This is a genomic window from Alteromonas sp. MTD1 (genome assembly GCF_042848195.1).
GTDB lineage: Bacteria > Pseudomonadota > Gammaproteobacteria > Enterobacterales > Alteromonadaceae > Alteromonas.
This window is the reverse complement of sequence record NZ_BTGG01000002.1, coordinates 155,870-182,606: the sequence shown is the minus strand read 5'-3', so window position 1 is coordinate 182,606 and position 26,737 is coordinate 155,870. Positions and strand designations below refer to the sequence as shown.

Sequence of the window (26,737 nt, the reverse complement as noted above, 5' to 3'; positions counted from 1 at the left end):
TGACCGCTAACGCGTTATTCTGCTGATTTCTCAGCAATGTAGTCGTCTACCAATTCTTCAAGTATGGCAAGCGGTACCGCGCCGTTTTTAAGTACAACGTCGTGGAAATCACGTAGGTCGAATTTATCGCCTAATGCCTGTTTGGCTTTCTCGCGAATTTCCAAAATCTTAATCATACCCACCTTGTAAGACGTAGCCTGACCTGGCATAACAATGTAACGCTCAATTTCAGCCGTTACGTCGCTAAGTGCCATACCTGTATTGCTTACCATATATTCAATGGCTTCTTCGCGGGTCCAGCGCTTATCGTGAATGCCAGTATCTACCACTAGACGCACCGCTCTAAATAGCTCGGCTTGTAATCGACCAAGGTTATCAAGCGGCTTGTCTTGAAAGCCCATTTCCCACGCAAGGTACTCTGAATACAGTGCCCAGCCCTCGGTGTAGGCAGTAAAAGGCGACATTTTGCGAATAAACGGCATGCCTTCTAACTCCATTGCTACTGCAATTTGGAAGTGGTGACCTGGAATACCTTCATGGTAGGCCAGCGTGCGCATGCTGTATTTAGGCGTTGCTTTAATATCGTAAAGGTTTGCGAAGAAGCGGCCTGGGCGAGAGCCGTCAATCGCTGGCTGCTGATAGTAAGCACCTGGCGCAGTCTTCTCTTTGAACTCAGGAATACGTACTACTTCCATGCCAGCTTCAGGTCGAATTCTAAATGCTTCGCTAATGCCAGCGTCAATTTCATCCAGAATAATTTGGTAGTCTTTCAGAATTTGCTCGCGTCCCGCATCGCTGTCTTCATAATAGTGTGAAGGGTCTGCCGTTAGTGCATCCATGGCTGCCGAGAAGCCCTGCGTTATGTCGTAGCCCTCGCCTGCAAGTATGGCCAACATTTCGCCCTGAATTCTTGCGACTTCTTTTAAGCCAAGGTTGTGAATTTCGTCGGCTGTCATGTCGGTGGTAGTGAAAAAGCGAAGTGCATTAGCATACACTTTATCGCCGTCAGGCAAGTGCCAGTAACCGTGGTCATTGCCAGCTTTAGCTTGAAGCGCGGTAAAATAGTCGATAAATAGCTGATAAGCGCGATCAACATCGTCATTAATTACTTCTTGTGCTTGCGCTAAATAGGCATCTTGTTGTTCGGCGGTAAGTGTTTCCACCTTTGCCATTTTGTCTTTAAGCGAGCTATACAAAATGTTGTCTTCAAGCGGCGATGATACAAACCCGTTCATTTCATCAAGTACGCGGTCAATCACAAAGCGCGGAGGAATAATGTCTTTTTCTTCACGTAGCTTTAAGCCTTCTAGCACTTGAGCAAACTTTTCGTCCACTGCGCGCAAACGGCTTAAGTAATTTTCTACGTCTGTAGCGTCCTTAATTTGATGTTGAGCTTCCATAAAGCTAGGAAAGCCGTTTTGTACACCAAATAGCTGGTTTACTGGATAGCTATGGTATTGAAATGGCTCGTTGCTAATAAGGTAATCAAGCAAGTACAGCGTAATTTCTTTTGATAGTTGCTCATCTTTGCTCAAGTCTTCGTCGCTGTAGGCATTTACTGCATCGCGGATACGACGGGCTTTGGTAAACATTTCTTTGCCTTTTTCAAGACTAGCATCGTCTAGCTTAGCGTTGTGGCCTTTAATGCCCATCGATTCAAGAAACCCTAGTGAAGTGAGTGTTTCAGGGCTCTCAAAAGCAACCTTCACCATTTCTCGGTTTAGTAGGTTGTTAAAGTAAAAAGGTTTATCGGCATACCATTCGTGAGCGGCAAACGAACCGCCAGCAAGTACCACCACCAGCAAGCCGGTGCCTATCCATTTAAAAAATCGTTTCATTTTTTTGTTATCCAAGGTTTTTTAAAAGCGCTTATATTATTGAAACTTAGCTCCAGCCTTTACGTTAACGGAAAATGTATTAATTAGTAAGCTTGTTTTGTAAACGATTGTGAAAAATGGGAGGGCTGCTTTCTTTGAAAGTGGTGTTTAAAAGCGGTGTTTGAAAGCTATATTTAAAAGAGCTTGCGCCGCCAGAATTAGTTACTCTGCAGATGGGTGTGCGATATAATTACTCTATTACCCGCAAACAAAGTAAAGGGCTTATGGCTACTGCATCTGCTATTCATATCTTGGTGAAAACCGAAAAAGAAGCGCTCTCAATCTTGGAGCAATTAAAAAAAGGGAAAGACTTTGCGACGCTTGCTAAACGTCACTCTACTTGCCCATCTGGCAAACGCGGCGGCGATTTAGGTGAATTTCGTCGCGGTCAAATGGTTAAAGCGTTCGATGACGTGGTGTTTAAAAAAGAAGTGTTAAAAGTGCATGGGCCGGTAAAAACGCGATTTGGCTATCACTTAATAAAAACCTTGTATCGCAGTAAGTAGACGAGAAGTAGCGCACAAATTGAACGAAACTACGGCGCAAAATGATCACTAGCGCGGTGCTAGTGTTAGTTTTGCAAAGAATTTGGCGCGGTGTTTTGTGTAGCGTCAACAGGTACAGCGTCGTCAAATACAGCACATTGATTCTTGCCCGCATGTTTCGCTCTATACAGCGCTTGGTCGGCGCGGGAATATAACTCGTTCATAGACAGTGGCTTTTCGCCCTGTGTGGAAAACGCAATATCGCATGAAGCGGTAACTTTATAACGCGGTGGATTATTGGCATGTTCTATATTGAATTTGCGTACCTCGTCACACAGAGACTTACAAAACTTAATACCTTCTTGGCGGCTGCTACAAGTGCTTACAATAGCAAACTCTTCACCGCCTGTTCGAAAAGCATATTCGTTTGTTCTTCTGCTGAAGCTAAGAAATAGTTCCCCTACCTCCCTTATAACATTGTCTCCTGCGGGGTGGCCGTATTTATCGTTGTACTTTTTAAACTCATCTAAATCTAAAATAACCAGCATCAAAATTTTGTTTTCACGATACGCGCGATTGATTTCGTAACCAACAATACGGCTAAACTCTCTGCGGTTTAATAGCCCCGATAGTTCATCTAATTTGGCAATATCTACTATTGCCTTTTCCGTAAGGCGCACATATCGAATAAGGAAATACCACAGCACTAGCACAACGAAAAACGCAATTATCATCGACATAATAAGGTAAAAGCCGCGCTTTTCTTGGTTTTCATCTATTTTAAACTGGGTGTTGGTCAACACTTCATTTATGCCACTGCTTAGTCCATGACTAAAAGCGGCTTTGTATTGCTGGTACTTATCGCTTTTAAGTAACGCTAGCGCTTCTCTGCGTTTGTTGTCTGAGACCAGTTCAAACGCCTGCGACTCCATAGCAATTAATTGGTCATTGGCTTGAGCGGTCTCTTCAAAGAAGCGGGCAATTTTGGGGTCAGTAGCCTTCGCTCTCACTAGTAGCTCATCAAGCGTAACTTCATATCTTATATATCGCTCTCGCCATCTTGGGTCATCATCTAGTGTGGCAACCAGCGTCGACATAGTAAGTACTTCATCATGATAAGCAATGTCTTGTGCAATAAGTTTAAGCGATTGAAATTGTGTAGTTAGGGTGTGCTGTTTATTGAAAAAATACACGGTGCCCGCGGCGGTGAATATCAATGCCACTAGTGCAATAGAGAGCATATAAACAATGTGTAGCGCAAAGAATATATACGCTTTGGTACAAAATGACTTTTTTTCAGAGCAAGTTACCAAAACAACACTTTGTTATGAGTGTAGAAGCGCTTTTGGTGTGTCGAAGTGAATATAGGTAAAAGCGTAAAAAATTGCGCTGATCTTTGCTAGTTTCCAGGTTCCCATTTCTCACCACAAACATAGTGCTTAGCATAAACCGCATAAGGGTTGCTTTTTTCATGAATGCTAGCGCGCATAGCACTGTTATGATCAACGGTGATAAAAGCGGTTTCTTCAGCAACGCCTTCTTCATTCAACGGATAAAAGCTTGTTGAATAGTCGCTAAGTAACATGCGTTTATCCATACCATTATCGGTTAGTCGTACTCGTGTCACTGCCTTGTAAGCGGGTTTGGCGTTTCCAAGGCTCACTATTTTTTTAAAATAACGGCCTTTGTCAGTTTGAAGCTGTGAGAAGCCGTTTAATGTTGCCACAAAGGTATTAAAATCGATGCTTTCTCGTTGCAGCATAAAGTCATGATGAATAATGCTGCCGTCTTTGGCGTGGCTAAGCTGCGTATTAATATCGCCCTTACCTGCGGTATATGCTTGCTCTTGTTCAAGTGATGAAAGGAACGCTTGCCCCTCTTCAGCATAATGAATAAGTGCTTTGGTGTTCATATTTACAAAGTAATCGCTTATGCCTGCGGGAATGACTTCGAACAACATGATGTCTGGCGTTGCTGCGCCGCGGGCCTCAGGTGTTTGGGGGCCTTTTGCAACACATTTATCTGAAATAAAGTAGTAGTACTGCCCCGCCTCTATGGCTTGAACGGGCATTGAAGAAAACATGCAGACAGTAATCATGCCAAGGTATGTGATGCACTTGCGTGCGCTACTTTTGATGATGCAACGAAGCTGCATAAAGAATTGCCCTAAAATCACTTGCTCAACTTGGGAGCTATTGTAAGGGCATGAAGCACAAAGGGCGAGTAAAGCTTTACTTTGTGTTTTCTAAACGTTCTATTTCTTTCCAAAGCTCTTCAGATTGTGCAGTAAGCATTGAATAAGTTTTTATATCGCCATTGCGCTGAGCGTGCATCGCTTTCTCTAGTAACGCATCGTATTGCTTGCGCAGTTTCTTGGTGGGATTTGATTTAAAAAGGCCAAACATCTTGGTTATCTCATATGTAAACAGTTACCCAATTAACGATAGAAGGATGAAATTCGATCACATCCTATTGATATTGTCTTTGAGTATAGGCGACGGGGTTTAGTCCTTTAACGTTATTCTCACCTTTACGTTTGTTTGTTTTTTGTTCGCCTCTGCTGGAAGCTGAGAATAAACACCGCAAATCAAAACACACTCTCTAAAACCAATGTTCTCTCTTATATAAATATTAGTTATGTCTTTTAAGTAAACGATACTAGTGCTCAATGGGCGTTCCACGCTATTTTGGCGCTGGTCAGTGCGAAAACTGACCTGTAATGGCCTACTAGGGCATTACTAATGCAATATTATTACAGCCAAAATTAAACCATTTCTGGTTTAAATTTCGCCAAGTAATGCTAGGTATAAGCGAATTAAATGGCTCTTGGGTGAACAAAGAGTGTCATTCTCGGGGTAGATGAATCAATAGGAGAAGCGTGTGAAAATCATAATACTCAATGAGTCGAAGACGCCAGATCCGCTAAACAATGTGGAAAAACGTTGTGCAGTTACACCAAGTAGTGTGCAGCGGCTGGTAAAGAAGGGGGCGACGATACTGCTTGAAAAAGGCGCTGGTCAGTCCTCTGGGTACTTAGATAAGCAATATGAAGATGCAGGTGCGTCTATTATTGATGATGTGAATGATGCTCTATCAACCGCAGACATGTTGGTTGCAGTAAATAAGCCGGCTACCGATCAGTTAGCGCTGATGAAAAAAGGGGCCGTTGTGGTTGGCCACCTCGACCCTTTCTTTCAGCAGTCGCTTATTGAAGATATTGCGCAAAAAGGCTTAACAGCAATTTCTGTTGAAATGATACCGCGCTCGTCTCGCGCGCAAAAAATGGACGCATTAAGTTCTCAGGCCAGCCTTGCAGGCTATGTCATGGTAATGCAGGCAGCAAACCAACTACCTTCAATTTTGCCAATGATGATGACGCCCTCTGGCACCATAAAACCTGCCAAAGTATTTATTATTGGTGCTGGCGTTGCTGGCCTTCAAGCTATTGCTACGGCGAAGCGTTTGGGTGCCAATGTACTTGCCTACGACACGCGTGCGGTTGTAGCAGAGCAGGTAGAGTCGCTAGGTGGCAAGTTTCTAAAAATAGATATTGGTGAAACCGGGCAAACTAAAGATGGTTATGCCAAAGAGTTGACCGACGAGCAAAAAGCAAAACAGCAAGAAGCGCAGCGTGATGCTATTGCCGATTCTGACATTGTTATCACCACCGCGCAGCTATTTGGCCGCAAACCACCGGTGCTTATTTCAAAAGACACTCTGGCACTAATGAAGCCGGGTAGCGTAGTGGTTGATATGGCTGCAACTTCTGGCGGCAACGTTGAGGGTTCGGTTGCCGGGCAAACCGTTGAAGTGAATGGAGTGAAAGTCATCGGTAATGGCTACTGGAGTCAATACGTTGCAAAAGCAGCCACCGATATGTATGCCAACAACATCTACAACCTTGTTGATGAGTTCTTCAATGATGAAAACAAAACGTTTGAGCTGAACTTAGAGGACGACATTCTTGCAGGTTGTGTAATTACACATGACGGCAAAATAACAAACGACATGCTACTTAATGCTTATAAAGGAGCTTAATCATGGAAATCATCTACTTACTTTTCATTGTGTTACTAGCTGCTTTTTTGGGTTTTGAGTTAATTCGAAAGGTGCCTGCAACGTTACATACGCCGCTTATGTCGGGCTCTAATGCGATATCTGGTATTACGCTAGTTGGCGCGTTAGTGGCATCGGGCAGCGACAACAACTTGCTTACCACCATTTTGGGTACTGCCGCGGTTGCGCTGGCCAGTATTAACGTAGTGGGCGGCTATTTGGTAACCGACCGCATGTTAAGCATGTTCAAAAAGAAAGATAAATAAGGAGTACGCAAGTGAGTGATATCGTAACCATAATCAACCTTGCGTATGTAGCTGCTGCGGCGCTATTTATTACAGGTCTTAAATTATTAAGCCATCCCGATACTGCCAAAAAAGGTAACTTTGTTTCGGCGTTGGGTATGCTGGTGGCGGTGGTTGTTACACTGCTAGATCAGCAAATTATTAGCTACCACTACATTTTGCTTGGTTTCGTGCTTGGTGGCGCCTTTGGTGCATGGAAGGCAAAAACCGTAGAAATGACTGCCATGCCTGAAATGGTTTCACTGTTTAATGGCTATGGTGGTGCCGCATCACTACTGCTTGGCTGGGCAACGCTGGCTGGTATGAATGTGCTTACCTTAAATACAGAAAGCACGTTTACTTTCGTTACCTTGTTTTTCACTATTTTGGTGGGTGGTATTACCTTCTCAGGCTCGGTGGTAGCATGGGGTAAGCTATCGGGTAAGATGAGTTCTAAAGCCGTTATTTTTACTGGCCTTCGAGAACTATCTATTCTTCATCTAATTGCCATGGTAGTCGTGGGTTATCTATTTGCAACCGATCCTGGCAACGATATCTGGATTTACTGTGCTATCGCATTGTCTTTAAGTTTTGGCTTGTGGGCAACTATTTCTATTGGTGGTGCAGATATGCCGGTAGTTATTGCCTTATTAAATAGTTATTCCGGTGTTGCAGCGTCTGCTGCGGGATTAGCAACAGGCAATACTATTTTGATTGTAACAGGCTTACTCGTTGGGGCATCAGGCCTTATTCTGACCAATATAATGTGTAAAGCCATGAACCGTTCGTTGATGAACGTGTTGCTTTCAGGTTTTGCGAAGCCAGTTGAAGCCGGCGAAAAAATTGAAGGTGAAATTAAAGTACTGGCAGCACAAGATGCTTTTTATGTACTTGAAGCTGCTCAAGCGGTATTGGTTGTGCCTGGCTATGGTATGGCGGTAGCACAAGCACAGCATGCGGTGCGTGAACTACAATCGTTACTTGAAGAAAATGGCTGTACGGTGGATTACGCTATTCACGCTGTTGCTGGTCGTATGCCGGGACACATGAATGTACTGTTAGCCGAAGCCGACGTACCTTACGATCAGTTATACGAGATGGATGATGTGAACCCTCGTATGGAAAATTACGATGTGGTCATTGTTATTGGCGCAAACGATGTGGTTAACCCAGCTGCAAAAGAAATGAAAGGAAGCCCTATTTACGGTATGCCTGTCATTGAAGCACACCGCGCTAAAACGGTATTTGTGTTGAAGCGCTCTGCAAACGCAGGCTTTGCAGGGGTGGATAATCCACTGTTCTTTAAAGACAACACTCGCATGGTGCTAGGTGACGCAAAAGACACTATTAACAGCATTATTCGTGAATTTGGTGACGATTAAATCTTTACTCACTTTTCACACACAATGAAAAGGGGCAAAAGCCCCTTTTTTTGTGCTTTTTTATAATCGTAAGCGCTTTACAAACAGATAAGATTAAACCTATCTACTAAGGTTGTAGTAACACGCTATCGCTACTAGTATGGTATGTCTGTTGTGGGAATGTGATTTTGTAACATTAACCTCCCCAAGTTCATGTAGTAATGCCGCATATAGACAGGTAACGGCACAGCAACGAAAAAGAAGAGATGTAGAAACTTATGCCAACGGCCCCTTTTAACATCGAGCAATTTCATAATTGTCTCTTGGTAACACTTCGCGGTAAGTGGGACATGGCTACCAATATTCAATACCTTGCTCAGCTATCAGAGAGCTTAAAACGCCGCAGGGGAAGACCCTTCCACCTTTTGGTTGATATGCGCACATGGCAAATACCAAAATCAGATTCCTTCAACCAAATGAAAGCGCCGATTAAACTTGATAGACGCAACCAATTGAGCGAAGTGTGGTTAGAGAATGAAGACACTGATGCCGACCACATTGCTAATAAATTTTTTAGCGAACAAAGATTCTCGTTAACACGTACTAAGGATGAGCAGGTATTTTTGACGCATAGCAAAACGCTGGTAGATGAAGTGGTTATGTCGTACATCCGTTCGTGGATTGAAAACGATACGTTTCGATAAACAAAATTAGTCGCGACAATCGATATTTTACATCGCAACAAATGTTGTGTTGTCTATAATACGCTGCTTATTTTTGCACATACTATGCTAAGCATTACTTAGCCCACTTAACAATAGGTGAATACATTGTCAGATTGGAGCATCGAAGAAGCAGAGCGCGTCTATGGCGTGTCTCAATGGGGTGGCGGCTATTTTAAAGTTGGTGAAAATGGCAACGTTCACATCACTCCAGTGCCAGAGGATCCAAGTATCCAGATTGACTTTAATTCGGTAATCGAAGATATACGAAAAGAAGGCGTACAGTTTCCTGTTGTTGTACGTTTTCACGATATTCTGCGCTCGCAAGTGGCAGGATTAAACAAAGCGTTTAGAAGCACCATCGAGGAAGCCGAATACCGAGGTGAATATCAAGGTGTTTACCCCGTTAAAGTAAACCAAATGCGCGAAGTAGTTGAAGAAATTGTTGATGCGGGCAAGCCTTTTAACTACGGATTAGAAGCAGGCTCTAAAGCCGAGCTTTTGACTGTATTGGCAATGAATACCAATGAACAGTCGCTAACGATATTAAACGGCTACAAAGACGATGAAGTCATGCGTCTAGCACTACTTGGTAGAAAGTTAGGACGTAAGGTTGTTGTAGTTGTTGAGAAGTTCACCGAATTACTGCTATTGGTGAAAACGTCGAAAGAGTTGGGCATCGAACCAATCATTGGCGTGCGCTCTAAAATGACGGTTAAAGGTCGTGGAAAATGGGAAAGCTCAGGTGGCGAACGCGCTAAATTTGGCTTAACCATTACTGAAATTATTAACGCAGCGCGCTACCTTGAAGAACAAGGCATGGCGCACTGCTTGAAGCTGCTTCACTTCCATATTGGTAGCCAATTAACCGATATTCGCGCAGTAAAAGAAGCGATTACTGAAGGTGCTCGCATTTATGCTGACCTTCACAAAATGGGCTTTGCATTAGACTACGTTGATGTAGGTGGTGGTTTAGGTATCGACTACGACGGTAGTAACTCTACGAATGAGTCATCGCGTAACTACAGCATGCAAGAATACGTAGCTGACGTTGTGTATGGCATGAAAGAAATGTGCGACCTTGAAGGCGTTCCGCATCCTCATCTTGTGAGTGAAAGTGGCCGCGCTATTACCGCACACCACAGCTGTGTTATTACCGAAATTGTTGGTGAGATTAAGTCTAATGCTGCGACTATGGATACGTCTGCGAGAGAGGGCGAGCATATTTTCTTGAAAAATATGCGTGAGCTTGCCGACACGTTCGACGAGCAAACCAACATGCACGAAATTTACAACGATGCATCGCAGTATAAAGAGCAAGCGTTAGACGCCTTTAAGCTTCGCGTGTTGCCTCTTGAAGAGCTAGGTAAAATTGAAACGCTTTATTGGCAAATCATGGAGCGTTTGCAAAAGTGGTATCGCAACGAAGAGTACGTGCCTGAAGAGCTTCAGGAGCTTGATTACAGCTTATCTTCGCAGTACTTATGTAACTTCTCTATTTTCCAATCGGCGGCCGACACGTGGGCTATCGACCAGCTTCTTCCGGTTGTGCCGCTTACGCGCATGAACGAAGAGCCTACGGTAAATTGCTCACTTGTTGATATTACCTGTGACAGTGACGGCAAAATTGACCAATTCACTATTGGCCGTGAAATTACCGACGTGCTGCCTATGCACCCGCTTAAGAAAGACGAGCCGTACTACGTTGGCTTATTCTTAACGGGCGCATACCAAGACGTGATGGGTGATATGCACAACTTGTTTGGTCGATTAAACGAAGTGCATATTTACAGCTACGACGACGACCCAGAAGATTTCTATATTGAAGAAGTTGTTAAGGGGTCATCGGTAGAAGACGTACTTAACGTAATGCAGTATAACCCGCGTGCTATGGCATCAGACGTAAAACGTTTGATTGATAAGCAGGTGTGGGACGGAAAGCTAAATCCTCGTGAGGGTGTACGCTGGACAGACTTTTATGAAAAGTGCCTAAACGGGTATACCTACTTAAAGCAAAATTGATTGATTAAGTCGGCAAACTCACTGTTTGCCGACGCTCTCGAAATAGCGTTTCCAAAGCTGCGCTGTGGTGTTATTAATCATGTTTGATTCGGCGTTCATAAGCATTACATAGCCCACCTTATGCTCTGGCGAAAAGGCTACATCAGCACGGTAGCCCTTTACCCAGCCTCCGTGATAATTCAGCTTAACGCCATCAATATCGTAAATGCGCCAACCTAGTCCGTAAGAGGCATCGTCAATCATGCCTCGCCATCCTCGACGATAGGTTTCACGCTTTGTTTTCACTCGCTCGGTGGTAACAAATTCAATCATTTCCGGTGATACGATGGTAGGAAACTCGCCCAACAACGCTTGAAGATAAACCGTCATGTCGCTAATGCTTGCATTAACGCCGGCGGCTGGGGCGAAGCGATAATAATTGCTTTCAACCTTGCCCTCGCGCCACTTGTTACGTGCAATTGCAATATGGGGTTGCGCCCACGACGACGATGCTAGCAACTCACCTTTACCCACACTGGCCGTTTTCATGCCTAGCGGTGCAAAAAGTTGGCTGTGTAGCTGTGCTGAGTACGAGGTGTTGTGGTTGCTAAAGTAGTATTCCAGCGCCCCAAAGAGTGCGTTTTGATAGGTATAACATTCACCTGGGCTACAAAGAGGTTCAAGTTCACCTAGCGAAGTTAATACGCGCTCTAGAGAATAGTCTGCCTCAATAAGGTTGTCATAAGCGTTTGGCATAAAGCCGCTTGATTGCCCAACAATATGCTGAAGCTGAAGGTTTTGCATACCCTTACCGGTAAATGGAATAGTCGGCAGTAACGTTGTAATAGGGGTTTGCCAAGACAATTGGTTTTGTTCTACCAATTTTGCAGAAAGAATAGAGGTGAAGGTTTTAGACACAGAAGCTAAACGGAAAACCGTGTCTTTGGTTATGCTGCTTCCATTTCGTTTACGCGTTTTACCGTACACATAAACACGAGGCGCCTTTCCTTGCTCGTAAAACACAAAGGCGTAACCGGGAACATTGTATTTGGTGGCTTCTTTTTTTACATAGCCAGCATAGTCGTCAAGCCAATCTGCTGAGGTGTGCGAGGTAAACAACAAGCACAATAGTGCTTTGCACATAAACGGTAAGCGCCACTTCAATATGCGCATGTAATTCAGCATAGGTTTAGCTCGTTAACCTCGGTGATGTATGAATAAAAAATATAGGCGCGTTGGATTTTTGTTTGCAATCTCTTTATTTGCAATATTATGCGGATAGCGCGCTCAATGATCAAATGTGCTTCAAATTGAATACTTTGCTAGCACACTGAAAACTTCAGTTGCAACGCATAATAGTGAGTTCTGATTTTGTCGCACGTTGCTGATTAAAGCGCGTTACACTTGTTTGCACATTACAGAGTGACAAGGCCAGTGGCGCTGAACTAATGTTCGTTAGAGTATTTTGAATACTATTGACTTCGTAAGCTATGGCGCTCAAAAGCTATTGATCTCCAAAACAAGGGTGCAAGAAAATACCAATGCAAGAGAATAGCCTCGCAATAACTAAAGTTAACCAAGGTGTTTATGCTAAAGCGCGCTTGAGTCGCGACCCCAGGTTTGACGGTCAATTCTTTGTGGCGGTAAAAACCACAGGTATCTTTTGCCGACCTATTTGCCCAGCCAAATTGCCAAAAGAGGAAAACGTAACGTATTTCACCCATGCTACAACGGCTATGGCGCAGGGTTTTCGACCGTGTTACCGATGTCGCCCCGACAGTGCACCACAATCAAGTGCATGGGAAGGTGTAAATACAACGTTAAGCCGTGCTATGAAATTATTATCAGCATTGCCCATACAGTCTGTCGCTCATATTTCATCGCGCCTTGGCATTAGCGAACGCTACCTAAATAAACTAATGATTAGCGCTGTCGGCATTTCGCCCAAACAGTTTCAAAACATGCAGCGAGCGCTGTTTGCTAAGCAGCTAATTCAACAGTCTGCGCTTTCGTTTACCGACATCGCACACACCGCGAGTTACGATTCACTTCGCCAGCTTCAGCGCGCCATTGCACAGTACTGCAATACCACGCCATCTGCACTTCGCAAAACGAAGGCAGCAGCGCACAGTGACATAACACTTTTTCTATCTTATCGACCGCCTTATGACTGGGCGTATGTGAGAGCGTTTTTAAGTATGCGTGCTATTTCGGGCATGGAAAACGTAACCGAAAACAGATACGAAAGATGGTTCAACCTTCAGGGTGAAGTAGGATATTTGCGCGTTGAGCATATAAACGCTAGAAACGGCTTTAAGGTAGCTATCAACATACCTGATTTATCGCATTTACACAGTATTATTGAAAACATTAAAGGCATGCTAGACCTTAATGCCGACCCCGCGCTTATTCAGCACAGCCTAGTTCAGGCAGGCTTATCGGAAAACGAGGTGCTAAGTGGCATTCGGCTACCCAGTGCATGGAGTGTTTTTGAAAGCGGTTGTAGAGCTATTTTAGGTCAACAAGTAAGCGTAAAAGCGGCTATTGGGCAGGTTTCTTTGTTGGTACATACGTTAGGTGCTAAAGCTAAAACCGCGAAAACAGATAAGCCTGACGCCATTCGCATTAACAGCAGCATACACAATGTTAGCGGTGAAGACGCCTATTGCTTTCCTACACCTGAATCTGTTGCTTCAGCTGATTTACGTTTCTTACGAATGCCTGATGCACGCCGCGAAACCTTGAGGCGCTTTGCTCAGCTTTTTTCAGAGAATAGTTCACCAGAACACAGTGAGATATTGGCCTTGAAAGGGGTTGGGTCTTGGACGCTTGATTATATAAAAATGCGTGGTGAGCGACAGCCAGATGTGTACCTAGAAGGCGATCTAATTGTAAGAAAAATGGCCGCATTACATCCAGTTGAACCTGAAAAAGCTGCACCATGGCGAAGCTATTTAACGCTTCAGCTTTGGAAATTAAGCGATAACGCGCAGGGCAAAACAGAAAACAAAGAACGAAAAAAAGAGAAGGATAAATAGCCGTGGAATTCACGCAATGTATTGATACAGCAAAAGGCCCACTGCTGATAACAGCAAACGATGAAGGCGTTACGGCAGTTGCTTTTTTAGATACGGCGCCAGAAAGCGTACGCCCGAATGCTATTACGCAAGAGGCGTCACGTCAGCTTGCAGCGTATTTCAGTAAGAAGCTTCAAGTATTCGATTTGCCACTTACGCCCAATGGAACAGAGTTTCAGCAACAGGTTTGGCACGCATTACTACACGTACCCTATGGCGAGACAGCCAGCTACCTTGATATTGCCAAAGCAGTTGGTAACCCTAAAGGTGTTCGTGCTGTAGGTATGGCGAACGGTCGTAATCCTATTGCTATTATAGTGCCTTGCCACCGTATAATCGGCAGTAACAAAACGTTAACTGGCTATGCTGGTGGACTTGAACGAAAACAGTATTTGCTAAATTTGGAGGGCGCCCAAGGGGTACTATGGCAGTAAAACATGTTATCGCGCTTTTGGTGCTGGCGGGTATTTGGGGGGCGTCGTTTATTTTTATGCGAGTTGCAGCGCCTGAATTTGGTATTTATGTGCTGGTTGCCATCCGAACATTGTTGGCTACCGCTGTGTTATTGCCGCTGCTATTACTCACCGGTTCGGTGAAAGATATAAAACAGCATTGGCTTGCAATTATGCTGGTGGGGCTGGCAAATACCGCAATACCTTTTGTACTGTTTAACTACAGCAGTTTGCATTTAGAAGCCGGCGTTAATGCTATTTTAAATGCTACTGCACCTATGTTCGGTGCCATTGTCGCGTGGAGCTGGTTAGGCGATAAACTAAGTAAATCGGCTATTGTCGGCTTGTTTATCGGGTTTGTAGGTGTCTCGGTTATTAGTCAGCAAAAGCTAGGCGAGGACGAGATAAGCTTTCTGCCCATTTTAACCGCCCTATTGGCAACGCTAGGATACGGTATTGCAGCCAGTATGATGAAGAAATGGCTGCAAGGCGTGAAGCCATTAGTGGTTGCAACGGGGAGTCAGGCAATGGCAACGGTTGTGTTGGCCCCCTTCGCACTAGCAACACTTCCAGATGCTATGCCCAGTACTAATGCGTGGTTTAGTGCAGTAGCGTTAGCTATTGCAGGTACAGGTATTGCGTACATTTTGTACTTTAAACTAATTGCTGATATTGGCCCAGCCAAGGCTATTACTGTGGCTTATTTAGTACCACTGTTTGGCATTATTTGGGGCGTGGTGTTCTTGCAAGAGTTGCTTTCTGCTCAAACTATTGTGGGTGGTAGTATGATTTTGCTGGGTGTTGCACTAACTACTGGTGTGGCTAAAAAGCCGCGATTCAAAGCGAAGCGCGGCTAGTGAAGACATAAAGTATGCTTAGTCGATAAGTTGAGAGCGTACTAAATTACAGCCGTCTCTTTTTGCTTGGTAAAGCGCATCTTCAGCGTGCGCTGTCACCTCTTGCATTGGGCGAGTTGACGCGGTGTACGATATGCCGATTGACGCAGTAATTTGCAAATCAGGGTGTTCCACCAAAGGAGGCAGCGTAGCAACGCCATGACGTAAGTTTTGCGCAAGATCAAAGGCTACGTGAGGGCCTGTGTTAGGTAAAAGCACGATAAATTCAGTGCTGCTCCAACGGCCTAAGATATCTTGTTCGCGAAGCTTTTCGGCTAAATAAGACACTACTTTTTCTAGAATATCGTCGCCCGTGTTTCGGCCGTGCGTATCAATGATGTCAGATAAATGGTCTACATTAATCAACATCACGCTAAGTGAATTATGCTCTGAAAGTAGATTTTTGTAGATAAACTCTAAGTTGTCTCTTTCTGGAAGGCGTGCAGTATGCCTAACCACTAATTCAGGCTGCATGTCTTTTCTAAAGTAGTACAGCAAGTTGTAAATAAGCAAAAACAGTGAGAATACCACAACCAGCAAGGTTACAACGCTAAATATGAACGCTTGAGAAATTTCAGCTTGTCTATCTTCTAACGGGCTTAATAGAAATACTGTCCAGCCAAACTGGTTCAACTTAACTTCGGCTATTAGGTAGTCTTTTTGATCGATAGTAACCAATTTATTGTTAAGCGCTTGTTCGTTTTGAATAGTTAGCGGAAGGCTTGAATACCAAGGAAGCTCAGATAGGTTGGTAAAGTCTGAGTACGATGCAATTAGCGACTCGTCAGACGACAGCATAATATCGCCAGAACCGTCGACAAACAAAAAGTCGTATCCGTACTCTTGCTTGTATGTATCAAAAATCTCAATAAAACTACGCAAGCTTTTGCCCACACCGAAGAACCCTAAAAAACGTTCTGCTTCGTCGTGTATTTTTATGTCGATATAAAAATGCGTGTCTTCCCATTTACCAATATCGGCAACCGAGTCTTGTGGGGCGTCTTTATATTTAAAATACCAGCTTACTTCACCTTCAATAAGGTCAATGATGCTGCCGTCTGAGTTATATTGTTTGCGTTCTGCTTCACTGGCGATAAAAAAGGATAAGCCAAATTCTTTTTCAAGACGATCCAGTGTCTTAAAAACGGTGGCTTCGTTAACCTTTTCACCATCCATTAAGTCAACCAGTTCTGTTGAGTGGCCTAGTGCTTCGGAAATATGCAAAGGCTTAAGTATCTGCTCAACAATAAGCGAAATAGCAGGCGAAAGAGACTGCTGTTGTGCGCGGCTTTGCTCGGCAACAATTTTTGAAATACTGAAATGAACCAGCGTTACAATTGCGATTACCACTACCGCAAATAGCACTAGTATGCTTCGATGAAGTGTTCTAAATGTGTTCACAGACTGCGCATGCTCCCTTGCCTGACTGAACCTTTCTTAATTTTAAGTATACCTGCTGGTAAAATGAACTACTAGGTAAATAGCTTAAACTTTAGATTAAAAACTTTTTTGTCCTCTTCAACCTCCTCGTGTCATTAAAAGCAATGAATCGCTGACATCTCTATGCGCCTTCGTTAAACTATGCGCGTTTTTATTATTTTGCACAAAAAAGGAATGATATGGCTTTCTCAGTGGTTGTTTTGGCGGCGGGCAAAGGTACGCGAATGAAATCTGACTTGCCCAAAGTACTACATAAAGTTGGCGGTGTACCGATGGTTCAGCGCATAATCAATACTGTGAAGTCGTTGGGTGCAGATGATATACACCTAGTTTATGGACACGGTGGAGAGCAGCTTCAAGCCACTATTAAAGAAGATAACCTAAACTGGTGTTTACAGGCAGATCAGTTGGGTACAGGTCACGCAGTGCAGCAAGCCGCTCCGCACATTAAAGACCAAGAAGACGTATTGATTCTAGTGGGTGACGCCCCATTAATTCGCGAAGAAACATTAAGCGCATTAAAAGCGGTGAAAGCCAGTTGCGATTTAGCGCTGCTTACTGTTGAACTAGACGACCCAACAGGCATGGGACGTATTGTGCGCAAGAATGACAATATCACCGCTATTGTAGAGCACAAAGATGCTACAGACGCGCAGCGTGAAATTAAGGAAATAAATACTGGCATGATGATGATGTCAGGTGCCGACCTTAAGCGCTGGTTAGGTAACTTAAGCAACGACAACGCACAAGGCGAATACTATCTTACCGATGTAATCGCAATGGCTGCTGCCGAAGGCAAGCGTATTCAGTCGGCACAGCCTGAATCTCCTGTTGAGGTAGAGGGCGTGAATAACCGATTACAGCTTTCTAATTTAGAGCGTGCTCTACAGCGTCGTCAGGCAAATGAGCTTATGATGGACGGCGTAACGCTTCTTGACCCAGCGCGTTTCGACCTTCGCGGCACACTACACACCGGCAACGATGTTGTTATAGACGTAAACGTTATAGTTGAAGGCAACGTAACGTTAGGTAATAACGTGACTATTGGCGCTAACTGTATTTTGCGTAACTGCCATATTGCCGATAACGCGGTAATAGAAGCTAACTCGATAATAGAAGAAGCGCAGGTGGGTGAAGCATGTAATGTGGGCCCTTATGCACGACTTCGCCCGGGTGCAGTTATGCACAAGCAGGCGAAAGTTGGCAACTTCGTTGAGATGAAGAAAACCGTGTTAGGCGAAGGTGCAAAAGCGAATCATCTTACCTATTTAGGCGATGCAGAGGTTGGGCCTAACGCGAATATTGGCGCAGGCACCATTACCTGTAACTACGACGGTGTTAATAAGTCAAAAACACGTATTGGAGAGAATGCGTTTATAGGTTCTAACTCTTCATTAGTAGCGCCTGTTGTAATAGGCGATGGAGCTACGGTAGGTGCTGGTTCGGTGATTACCACCGAGGTTGAAGACAAAGCACTTGCAGTTGCACGCGGCAAACAGCGCAACATCGCTAACTGGCCTCGACCTACTAAAAAATAAAAACACATAGTTAAAAAAAAAATACCTAGTTACTCACAGCAGCAAAACCTGTTTGCTCGGTGTTAAGTTACGGTTTCAAAAGCGGCACACATTATCTTTTCAATGCGTGCCGCTTTTTTATTTCGCTATATTCCACTTTCAGATTTACGATTGTGTAAAACGGGTTTGTCTGCTTTGAATATGCTTTACTAAGGCTTAAATTTAAGGAGTCGCTATGATTTCTACACTGTTAGTTGGGTTTGGCTTTTCTGCACAAACCTTTCATCTTCCTTTTCTGTCCTATCTTTCTGATTTCTCTATTGATGGAGTAGTGTCATCGCGACCAAGTGAAGTAAAACACGTATTACCCTTGGCAAAGGTTTACAGTTCGCTAGAAGAAGCACTTGAAACTAATAACCAAGCTCACCCTGCGTTCGATTTAGTCATCATCACCACACCTAATCATTTGCATGCGCTACAGGCAGAGCTTGCACTTAACCATGGTTGCAACGTTTTAGTGGAAAAGCCGTTTACGCTAAACGCCGAACAGTCCAGTGCATTAGTTAATTTAGCCAAAGAAAAGCAAAAGCATTTGTGTGTTTATCACAATCGACGTTTCGATGGCGACTTCATTACCTTGCAATCACTTATTAAAGAAGGCGCTTTGGGCGAAATCAAGCGCTTTGAAAGTCGCTTCGACCGCTTTAGACCCGTACCTAGAGACCGCTGGCGTGAAAATGCAGGCCCTGGCAGCGGCATTTTTTGGGATTTAGGGCCTCATCTTATTGATCAAGCGCTTCAGTTATTCGGAAACCCTTTGTCAGTGTCTTCCGATATTTATACATTACGCGACCAAGGGCAAAGCGACGATGCGTTCGACATTACACTTTACTACGCAGATAAGGTGGTGAAGTTGGGGAGCTCTGCATTTCAAGGAGGGCAAACTCTTCGATTTGATATACAAGGTACAAAAGCAAGTTACCGCAAGTTCTATTTAGATCCTCAAGAAGACCAATTGCGCCAAGGTAAGGAAATAAACAGCAGTGATTGGGCAAATACACCTAGCGCACAACACGGTGTACTCGCTAACGGCGAGTCGAGTTCAGTGATTACAACTAAACATGGAAAGTATTTAGCATTTTATGAAAAACTCGCCAGCGCTATACAAAATGACACGCCGCTGCCAGTTAGTGCAGAGAGTGTTGTGCCCGTCATTCAGATAATAGAAATGGCTATAGAGGCAAACAAACAACAGCAGCGACTGATGCTTATATAAACAAAAAGCTTGCACTCTGTTTCACATTAAATTACGATTCTTTCGCTTTGAAAATAATAACTTTCGTTTCGAAAGTTATTATTTGGTTTCAGTGAATATATTTTTATAAATTATTAAGTATTGTGGGTGCTTGTTAAGTGAAAAGCAGTAAATCGGTCGAGCTACGTCGCAATAACATTGTTGCTCACGTGAACCAGCACGGTCATACGCAGGTCGAGACACTTGCATCTCAATTCAATACTTCTGAAGTTACCATTCGTAAAGACTTAGCTGCACTTGCAGAGCAGGGCAAGCTTATTCGTCAGTTTGGCGGGGCGGTACCCGCTTCAGGTTTCACAAATAGTGCAATAATCGAGGGTGATGCAACAGAAAATGTTCATCAAAAATCAACAACATCCTTATTGCCTATCGGTAAAGCCGCAGCCGGCTTAATTAAGTCAGGGCATAAGCTGGTGATTGACTGCGGTTCAACAACAGCAAGCTTGTTGCCATTTTTATCGAATAAAAACAGCTTAGTGGTTATGACCAATGCGCTGGCTACCGCGAACTTTCTTACTCGTTGTGAAACCGAGCCCACGGTGCTGATGACCGGAGGTACTTGGGATGCACAATCACAGTCTTTTCAGGGCGCAATGGCCGAACAACTTGTTAGTGCATACAACTTCGATGTTGCCTTTATTGGCGCGGCAGGTATTGACGTAAACCGAGGCACTACCACTTTTAATGAACTCACTGGCGTCACTCGCGCGATGGCGAAGGCGGCTACCAAAGTGGTCGTAATGGCCAGTTCATCAAAACTCAATCACAAAATGCCTAATTTAGAGTTAGGTTGGTCACAAATTTCAGTCTTGATCACCGATGAAGGTATTCGGGATGAAGATAAGCAAAATATAGAAAATCAAGGCGTTGCAGTTATTGTTGCACCGCAAAATGGAGAATAACTATGTGTGGAATCGTTGGCGCTGTAGCCGAACGTAATGTTGTTGAAATACTTCTTGAAGGATTAAAGCGTCTTGAATATCGAGGCTATGACTCGGCTGGTGTTGCATTACTTCAAGATGATGGCAGCCTGAAGCGAATTCGCCGTACAGGTAAAGTACAAGAACTGGCTGATGCCGTAGCACAAGAAGAGGCATTGGGCGGCACAGGTATTGCGCATACGCGCTGGGCAACTCACGGCGGCGTAACTGAGGCGAATGCACACCCTCATTTCTCTAATGACCGCGTTGCAGTTGTTCACAACGGTATTATTGAAAACTACGTAAACCTTAAGGCAGACCTTGCTGATAAGGGCTACACATTCACTAGCGACACTGACACTGAAACTATTGCCCACACTGTGCACGAAGAGCTTAAATCGGGTAAAGCGTTGCTAGAAGCTGTGCAAAGTGCGGTAAAAACCTTCCACGGTGCTTACGGCACGGTAATCTTGGATAAAGAAGACCCAAGCCGTGTGGTAGTAGCGCGTTCTGGCAGCCCATTGGTGATAGGTCTTGGTTTGGGCGAAAACTTTATTGCTTCAGACCAGATGGCACTATTGCCCGTTACCCGTCGTTTTATCTTCTTGGAAGAAGGTGACGTTGCAGAAATTACGCGTCGTGAAGTGAAAATTTTCGACAAAGACGGCAATGCCGTTGAGCGTGAAGTTATTGAATCTAATATCGAGCATGATGCCGGTGATAAAGCAGGTTACCGTCACTACATGCTTAAAGAAATTCACGAACAACCTACCGTTGTACGCAATGCACTTCAAAATCGTATAGACGAGAACGGCCTAATGCCTGGCGTATTTGGCGAAGGTGCGGCAGAAATCTTTAGCAAAGTAAAACACGTGCAAATTATTGCCTGTGGTACTAGCTATCATGCCGGTATGACAGCACGCTACTGGCTTGAACAGTACGCCAATGTTTCATGTAACGTAGAGATTGCTTCTGAATTCCGCTACCGCAAGTCGGTGGTACATCCTAACAGCTTGCTCATTACTATTTCTCAGTCAGGTGAAACAGCAGATACCCTTGCAGCATTGCGCTTAGCAAAAGAGCTAGGCTATATGTCTAGCCTTACAATTTGTAACGTACCTGGCTCATCTTTGGTGCGTGAATCAGACCTTGCGTTTATGACCCGCGCAGGTGCAGAAATTGGCGTAGCTTCAACCAAGGCATTTACCACTCAGCTAACCGCGTTCCTAATGCTTACGTTAGCGCTGGGTAAAGAAAATGGCATGACCGATGCCGACAGTAACGCCATTGTATCTGCCCTTCACAGCTTGCCGGCAAAACTTGAAGAAACCCTGGCAATCACGGGTGGAATTGAAGATTTAGCAGAAGAGTTTGCTGATAAACACCACAGCTTGTTCTTAGGTCGTGGCGATCAGTACCCAATTGCAATGGAAGGTGCGCTTAAGCTTAAAGAAATTTCTTACATTCACGCTGAAGCGTACGCGTCTGGCGAGTTAAAACACGGTCCACTTGCGCTTATTGATGACGAAATGCCGGTAATTGTTGTTGCACCAAACAATGAGTTGTTAGAAAAGCTTAAGTCGAATGTGGAAGAAGTAAGAGCACGTGGCGGCATTATGTATGTGTTTGCTGATAAAGATGCTGCTTTTGCGGGCGATGAGACTATGCGTGTTATTGACGTACCGCATTGTGAAGAACCCATTGCACCGATTATCTACACGCTTCCGTTACAGCTTCTGTCTTACTACGTAGCGTTAATTAAAGGTACCGATGTTGACCAACCGCGTAACTTGGCAAAGTCAGTTACGGTTGAATAAGCGACGCGGTAAATCCCACACCCTTTAAAATCTCAAACACCATCTTTATCGCGCTCTCTGTCAGTGCGTGAAGGTGGTGTTCTTGTTTCTGCTCAGCCCAGAAGTATCCATTGCGTCACTTTTGATTGCGCTTTTGTACAGCGTGAAATTTCTTTTACTACCTCTTTGTTCTCTTGCCCCAATAGCCAGTAACAGAACGTGGAAAACGTTGTTTTTTAATTAACGACTACGTTAAAAGCGCCCAAGTTGTGAGGAAAAAGCCAATATTCGCTACGAACTTCCTTTGAAACCCAAGCGAATAAACATATGATGCACAATGTATTCTGTTGTTTTCATTAAATTAAATGGGCAAGCAATGATAAGAATTTTTTGTGCCTTGTTCTTTTTGTCGTTTAGTTCTCTCTTAGTAGCCAAAGAAACGGTGAACATTGCCATAGTTGAAACGCTTTCTGTTGATATTGTGACAGAATCTCGTCTGGCTTTTGTTGATGAGTTGCAGCGTCTATTGCCTGAAAAGCATATTCAGTTTTCCGTTTACAATGCACAAGCCTCTGAGCAAATGGCCACAGATATTCTTGCAGCCATAGCCTCTCAATCGCCTCCTGATCTTGTGGTTTCTGTGGCAACACTGGCAACAAGAGCGCTGCATAGTGCCGATGCACTTATTCAAACACCAAAACTCTTTATGGTGGTTTCTGCACCTGTAGAAGAAGGTATTGTTTCCGCATTAGGTGAAGTCAGTTCTCGCAATATTACAGGCGAGGCTCATGTGCTTGATGCAAAGGTTAAATTAGACATGCTTGACGGTATTTTAAGGGCATCCAATATCTCTGAACCGCTATCGATTGCCCTTATTCACTCAACATATCCTTCATCCACCAATTCGGTGAATCAGCTGATGGCGCTTGAACATGAGTATGAGAACATTGACCTAGTGGCCATTAGTACGCCCTTTATAGAAGGGCGCGACGGCCTATTACGCATGTCATCAGACATAACCGCGTCGCTGCATCAATTTGAGGGAAAACTTGATGGATATTGGCTGTCATCTGGTCCGTTGGTAGAACTAGACGGTTTGGTAGATAACATTTTTAACGAGACTGAGTTACTGCCGCTTTTTGCTGAAAATATAGAGGCGGTGCAAGAAGGCGCACTGCTTGGTGTGGTGTCTGAGCCTCAAAGTATTGGTAAGTCAGCGGCAAAAAAAGCAAAGCGCATTTTAGAGCGTAAGTCGGCAGAGGGTATTCCAGTTACAAAAATGGACACTTACACGGTTGCCGTTAATGTTTCTACTGCAATAAAACTAAAGCTGCCAATTCCTTCGAATTACCTCAAGCTTTCGAAAAATCACATTTATCAGTAGAGCCCTTAAAGAAATTTTTATGCGTATTAAGTCAAAGCTTCTTGTGATGTATATCCCTATTCTATTAATCGGAATGGCATTAACGGGTTACTGGGCGTATTTAACCGCGTATGAATCGGTGCGAGAACGCGAATACAAGTTGCTAACTCAAACACTCACCCTCTCTGTGTTAGCTTTGATAGAAGAGCGCAGAGAACTGTTGATAGATTCTGGGTTGGAAAATGAACCTGTATTTATTACGGCTTATCAAAAAGAGGTGTTTGAAGAATTAAACGCTTTGCATATCGCCACCGGTAGGCATTTTTCGATAAGCAGCAAAGAAACAGATACTATCGTTTTTAGTACCTTAGATGAGAGCTTCAGGCCAAATACAGAAGGTGCACAGAAATCAACAATTAGCGGGCACTTGGTGGCCTTTGGTGAGTCGCTATCAAATGGACAAGATGTACTTTTTGCGTGTGCTGAATCCGACCCATGGGAATGGAAAGTTACGGTTATACAACAGGCCGATGCACTACAAGCGTCTTTATCAAAAATTGCTTGGATGACGGTACTGGTCATATTGTTCGCTGTGGCTACTGTAAGTTTAATTATGGGGCGTGTTACACAAGTATTGGTGCTATCTCCCATAGAAAAAATTAAGTCTGCAGCCAGTCGAATAGCAACCGAGCACAAAGCGGTACAGATTGACTTAAATCAGGACGATGAATTGGGCGAGTTAGCCCGTGATGTTGAGTTAATGTCTGCCAAAATTGAACAATATGTTGATCAAGCTCAGCAGGCCAACAAAGCCAAAACGGATTTCTTGGCGGTAATGAGTCATGAAATAAGAACCCCACTTAATGGAATTCAAGGTTTGGCAACGCTACTGTTAGACACTTCTCTTACCGATAAACAGCATAAATATGCTACTGATTTACGGGCTTCGTCCACTATTCTTGCTAACGTCATTAATGACGTACTCGACTTATCAAAAATTGAATCGGGTATGTCAGAAGTTGATGTTACGGAATTCGATTTAGACACTATGCTAGGCGATCTCATCACGCTTCTAGGTACCAATGCCAGCGCAAACAGTACGTCGTTAAGTTATCAAAGCAAAAACTTGGCATCTGTTCGGGTTACCAGCGATATCACTAAGCTGCGTCAAATTGTGATCAACTTAGTAAGCAATGCTATTAAGTTTTCTCACAAAGGCAGTGTTTTTGTGTCTGCGAAACTGAAAAAGCCGGTTACAGCCTCTTCATCACCCAATAATCTTGTGATTGCGGTAAAAGATACGGGAATAGGTATTGAGCCTGAACGCTTAAGTCATATTTTCGATAAGTTCACGCAGTCTGATTCGTCTATAACTCGAAAATATGGTGGAACTGGCCTTGGTCTATCGATTGCCAAAGAGCTTGCACAGCTGTTGGGAGGCGATATTAAGGTAGTGAGTACCGTTGGTGAGGGGTCATGTTTTACGGTAACCGCCGAAGTACAGGCGCGAAGCTTACCAGAGAATACATTATCAGAGTTGGACCAGGGCGCAAAAGGCATTAAAAGTGTACCAGAGGGGCTACGTGTACTTCTTGCTGAAGACAACGCAATTAATGCAGTGGTTGCTCAAGCATTACTTGAGCAGCTTAAGTGTAATGTAGAGCATGTAGACAACGGCTTAAAAGCAGCAACTCGGGTTGAAGAGGGTGGTATAGATGTAGTCTTTATGGATGTGCATATGCCTGTTATGGATGGCATTGAGGCCACACGTCGCATTCGCAAAATGAACGAAGATAATGCTAAGGTGCCTATTATCGGCTTGACTGCAGAAGCGTTTAAAGAACGTCATACGCTCTTTAAAGAGGCGGGAATGGATAGTATTGTTACCAAACCTGTTACGTTAGAAGCGCTTAGGGAAAGCTTACAATCACTCTAACGAGTTAACCTTTATTATTAGCAAACAGACAAATGCACTATTTGCACGTTACACTCATTTAAGAGTATTGCGACATCAGTCGATAACATAAGTGTCATTTGCTATGGGTGAAATACGTGAAGCTAAATAAAGCCAGTGAAATAATTCGCCTGCGTATTGCGCTTATTATCGGAGGATGCCTTGTTGTAGGCTTTATGGTGGCTGACTATATGTTACTGCCAGCAGACATGCACCAGCTGTATACCTTCGACCGCCTTCTTCTTCAATTACCAATTATCTTCTTAATGGTTGCTGGCTCATATTGGCGTGGTTTTGCGCAATATAAGCACTACTTTTTTACGTTTCTCCTTATTGCGCTCACCTACAGCAATTACTGGCTTATTTGGGTATGTTGGCATAATTTTAAGTTCGATTTCCCCTACGAGGGCACAATTCTATACGCCTATTACTGTGTTTTTGCGTTAGGCATTCCATTTAAAATGGCGCTAATGGCCAGCACCGTAAACGTAATTGGCTTTGCCGTTTTAATGTTCATTGCCCCTGTGTATGGCGATAGAGTACTTATATCGACGGCATTTGTTGGTGGTTCACTTTTTGTGTGTGCTTACGCTAAGTATCGATTAGATAGAAGCCTTGCCCTACTTGAAGAAACAAATCACAAGCTGCTGAAGCTGAGTAAATACGACCCCCTATCTAACCTTTTAAACAGACGAGCGTTACGGGAAGAAAGTACTAAATTACTTGCGTTCAGTAGACGTCACAATGCATCTATCGCTATTTTAATGATAGACCTAGACGATTTTAAAAAATATAACGATAGTTTTGGTCACCAACAAGGTGATGAAGCAATTCGGCGTCAGTCAGCCATGATGAAGGCGGTTTTTAAACGAGAGTCAGACATACTGGGCCGATACGGCGGTGAAGAATTTATCGTAGTGTTAAGTGGTGTGACTGAAGCACAGGTAAAAGAGCGTTGTGAAGCATTATTACAGGCGTGGAAAGACGAAGAAATGCCCCATGCAAAGGATGCACAGCATAATAACATGAGCTGTTCTATAGGCGCTGTTCTAATAAACAATTCTGAAAGTACAAATATAGATTTGCTCATTGATGATGCTGATAAAGCGCTGTACCAGGCTAAAGAAGCAGGGAAAGCGTGTTACGTGCTTTCGCCTCGTCGATAACATCATCTTTCTCTTCGACGTTATCAACCCTTAATAAGCCTTAACCAAGTGCCAT

22 protein-coding genes are annotated in these 26,737 nt (G+C 43.9%); 16 read left to right on the top strand and 6 right to left on the bottom strand.

Features of this window, described 5'->3' with window-relative positions:
* Positions 1 to 14: 14 nt before the first annotated feature.
* A complete protein-coding gene (locus ACGHAV_RS03435) occupies positions 15 to 1,838 on the bottom strand; it encodes a DUF885 domain-containing protein (protein ID WP_390376471.1) in 1,824 nt (607 codons plus the stop codon).
* A gap of 263 nt (positions 1,839 to 2,101) precedes the next feature.
* On the opposite strand from ACGHAV_RS03435, the gene ppiC reads away from it, so the two are divergent.
* Complete coding sequence (gene ppiC / locus ACGHAV_RS03430) at positions 2,102 to 2,383, top strand: peptidylprolyl isomerase PpiC (RefSeq protein WP_390376468.1); 282 nt, start codon at positions 2,102 to 2,104, stop codon at positions 2,381 to 2,383.
* A gap of 65 nt (positions 2,384 to 2,448) precedes the next feature.
* Here the strand turns inward: ppiC and ACGHAV_RS03425 are convergent, their stop codons facing one another.
* The 3 genes from ACGHAV_RS03425 to ACGHAV_RS03415 form a co-directional block, all read right to left on the bottom strand.
* The gene (locus ACGHAV_RS03425; protein WP_390376465.1) at positions 2,449 to 3,603 is read right to left on the bottom strand and encodes a GGDEF domain-containing protein; all 1,155 of its coding nucleotides are present in this window, start codon (positions 3,601 to 3,603) and stop codon (positions 2,449 to 2,451) included.
* Between the two features lie 158 nt (positions 3,604 to 3,761).
* Positions 3,762 to 4,445 carry a hypothetical protein gene (locus ACGHAV_RS03420; protein WP_390376462.1) on the bottom strand — a complete coding sequence of 228 codons (684 nt, stop codon included), beginning with the start codon at positions 4,443 to 4,445 and terminating at the stop codon, positions 3,762 to 3,764.
* 148 nt (positions 4,446 to 4,593) lie between these two features.
* Positions 4,594 to 4,767, bottom strand: a complete 174-nt coding sequence (locus ACGHAV_RS03415) for a DUF6435 family protein (protein WP_334013964.1) — start codon at positions 4,765 to 4,767, stop codon at positions 4,594 to 4,596.
* Between the two features lie 475 nt (positions 4,768 to 5,242).
* Here ACGHAV_RS03415 and ACGHAV_RS03410 point away from each other — a divergent pair, with 475 nt between their 5' ends.
* The 5 genes from ACGHAV_RS03410 to speA all read left to right on the top strand — a co-directional run bounded on the left by ACGHAV_RS03410 (position 5,243) and on the right by speA (position 10,807).
* Entirely contained in the window at positions 5,243 to 6,400 is a 1,158-nt protein-coding gene (locus ACGHAV_RS03410; RefSeq protein ID WP_390376459.1) for an NAD(P) transhydrogenase subunit alpha, read from the top strand.
* A 2-nt stretch (positions 6,401 to 6,402) separates the two neighbouring features.
* Complete coding sequence (locus ACGHAV_RS03405) at positions 6,403 to 6,684, top strand: NAD(P) transhydrogenase subunit alpha (protein WP_334013962.1); 282 nt, start codon at positions 6,403 to 6,405, stop codon at positions 6,682 to 6,684.
* A gap of 11 nt (positions 6,685 to 6,695) precedes the next feature.
* Positions 6,696 to 8,084 carry an NAD(P)(+) transhydrogenase (Re/Si-specific) subunit beta gene (locus ACGHAV_RS03400; protein WP_334013961.1) on the top strand — a complete coding sequence of 463 codons (1,389 nt, stop codon included), beginning with the start codon at positions 6,696 to 6,698 and terminating at the stop codon, positions 8,082 to 8,084.
* A gap of 257 nt (positions 8,085 to 8,341) precedes the next feature.
* Entirely contained in the window at positions 8,342 to 8,767 is a 426-nt protein-coding gene (locus tag ACGHAV_RS03395; protein ID WP_390376454.1) for an arginine decarboxylase, read from the top strand.
* Positions 8,768 to 8,893: 126 nt separating this feature from the next.
* Positions 8,894 to 10,807, top strand: a complete 1,914-nt coding sequence (speA, locus tag ACGHAV_RS03390; protein ID WP_390376451.1) for a biosynthetic arginine decarboxylase — start codon at positions 8,894 to 8,896, stop codon at positions 10,805 to 10,807.
* An 18-nt stretch (positions 10,808 to 10,825) separates the two neighbouring features.
* On the opposite strand, the gene ACGHAV_RS03385 is transcribed toward speA, so the two are convergent.
* The gene (locus tag ACGHAV_RS03385; RefSeq protein WP_390376449.1) at positions 10,826 to 11,971 is read right to left on the bottom strand and encodes a serine hydrolase domain-containing protein; all 1,146 of its coding nucleotides are present in this window, start codon (positions 11,969 to 11,971) and stop codon (positions 10,826 to 10,828) included.
* A gap of 356 nt (positions 11,972 to 12,327) precedes the next feature.
* On the opposite strand from ACGHAV_RS03385, the gene ACGHAV_RS03380 reads away from it, so the two are divergent.
* The 3 genes from ACGHAV_RS03380 to ACGHAV_RS03370 are packed head-to-tail and all read left to right on the top strand — an operon-like array spanning position 12,328 to position 15,172.
* A complete protein-coding gene (locus ACGHAV_RS03380) occupies positions 12,328 to 13,824 on the top strand; it encodes an AlkA N-terminal domain-containing protein (protein WP_390376446.1) in 1,497 nt (498 codons plus the stop codon).
* A 2-nt stretch (positions 13,825 to 13,826) separates the two neighbouring features.
* Positions 13,827 to 14,297, top strand: a complete 471-nt coding sequence (locus ACGHAV_RS03375) for a methylated-DNA--[protein]-cysteine S-methyltransferase (protein ID WP_390376443.1) — start codon at positions 13,827 to 13,829, stop codon at positions 14,295 to 14,297.
* Positions 14,288 to 15,172 carry a DMT family transporter gene (locus tag ACGHAV_RS03370; RefSeq protein WP_390376440.1) on the top strand — a complete coding sequence of 295 codons (885 nt, stop codon included), beginning with the start codon at positions 14,288 to 14,290 and terminating at the stop codon, positions 15,170 to 15,172. Before ACGHAV_RS03375 ends, ACGHAV_RS03370 begins: the two co-directional genes overlap by 10 nt.
* A gap of 18 nt (positions 15,173 to 15,190) precedes the next feature.
* Here the strand turns inward: ACGHAV_RS03370 and ACGHAV_RS03365 are convergent, their stop codons facing one another.
* Positions 15,191 to 16,612: a diguanylate cyclase domain-containing protein gene (locus tag ACGHAV_RS03365; RefSeq protein ID WP_390376437.1), complete on the bottom strand. Its 1,422-nt coding sequence runs from the start codon at positions 16,610 to 16,612 to the stop codon at positions 15,191 to 15,193.
* Positions 16,613 to 16,830: 218 nt separating this feature from the next.
* Here ACGHAV_RS03365 and glmU point away from each other — a divergent pair, with 218 nt between their 5' ends.
* The 7 genes from glmU to ACGHAV_RS03330 all read left to right on the top strand — a co-directional run bounded on the left by glmU (position 16,831) and on the right by ACGHAV_RS03330 (position 26,682).
* The gene (gene glmU, locus ACGHAV_RS03360; RefSeq protein ID WP_390376434.1) at positions 16,831 to 18,189 is read left to right on the top strand and encodes a bifunctional UDP-N-acetylglucosamine diphosphorylase/glucosamine-1-phosphate N-acetyltransferase GlmU; all 1,359 of its coding nucleotides are present in this window, start codon (positions 16,831 to 16,833) and stop codon (positions 18,187 to 18,189) included.
* Positions 18,190 to 18,403: 214 nt separating this feature from the next.
* Positions 18,404 to 19,444 (top strand): Gfo/Idh/MocA family oxidoreductase, encoded by a 1,041-nt coding sequence (locus ACGHAV_RS03355; protein WP_390376431.1) that lies wholly within the window; start codon positions 18,404 to 18,406, stop codon positions 19,442 to 19,444.
* Between the two features lie 137 nt (positions 19,445 to 19,581).
* On the top strand, positions 19,582 to 20,385 hold the full coding sequence (locus ACGHAV_RS03350; protein ID WP_390376429.1) for a DeoR/GlpR family DNA-binding transcription regulator: 804 nt from the start codon (positions 19,582 to 19,584) through the stop codon (positions 20,383 to 20,385).
* A gap of 2 nt (positions 20,386 to 20,387) precedes the next feature.
* Entirely contained in the window at positions 20,388 to 22,220 is a 1,833-nt protein-coding gene (gene glmS / locus ACGHAV_RS03345; RefSeq protein ID WP_390376426.1) for a glutamine--fructose-6-phosphate transaminase (isomerizing), read from the top strand.
* 355 nt (positions 22,221 to 22,575) lie between these two features.
* A complete protein-coding gene (locus ACGHAV_RS03340; RefSeq protein WP_390376423.1) occupies positions 22,576 to 23,583 on the top strand; it encodes an ABC transporter substrate-binding protein in 1,008 nt (335 codons plus the stop codon).
* Positions 23,584 to 23,602: 19 nt separating this feature from the next.
* Positions 23,603 to 25,498, top strand: a complete 1,896-nt coding sequence (locus tag ACGHAV_RS03335) for an ATP-binding protein (protein ID WP_390376420.1) — start codon at positions 23,603 to 23,605, stop codon at positions 25,496 to 25,498.
* 116 nt (positions 25,499 to 25,614) lie between these two features.
* The gene (locus ACGHAV_RS03330; protein ID WP_390376417.1) at positions 25,615 to 26,682 is read left to right on the top strand and encodes a GGDEF domain-containing protein; all 1,068 of its coding nucleotides are present in this window, start codon (positions 25,615 to 25,617) and stop codon (positions 26,680 to 26,682) included.
* Positions 26,683 to 26,737 lie beyond the last annotated feature (55 nt).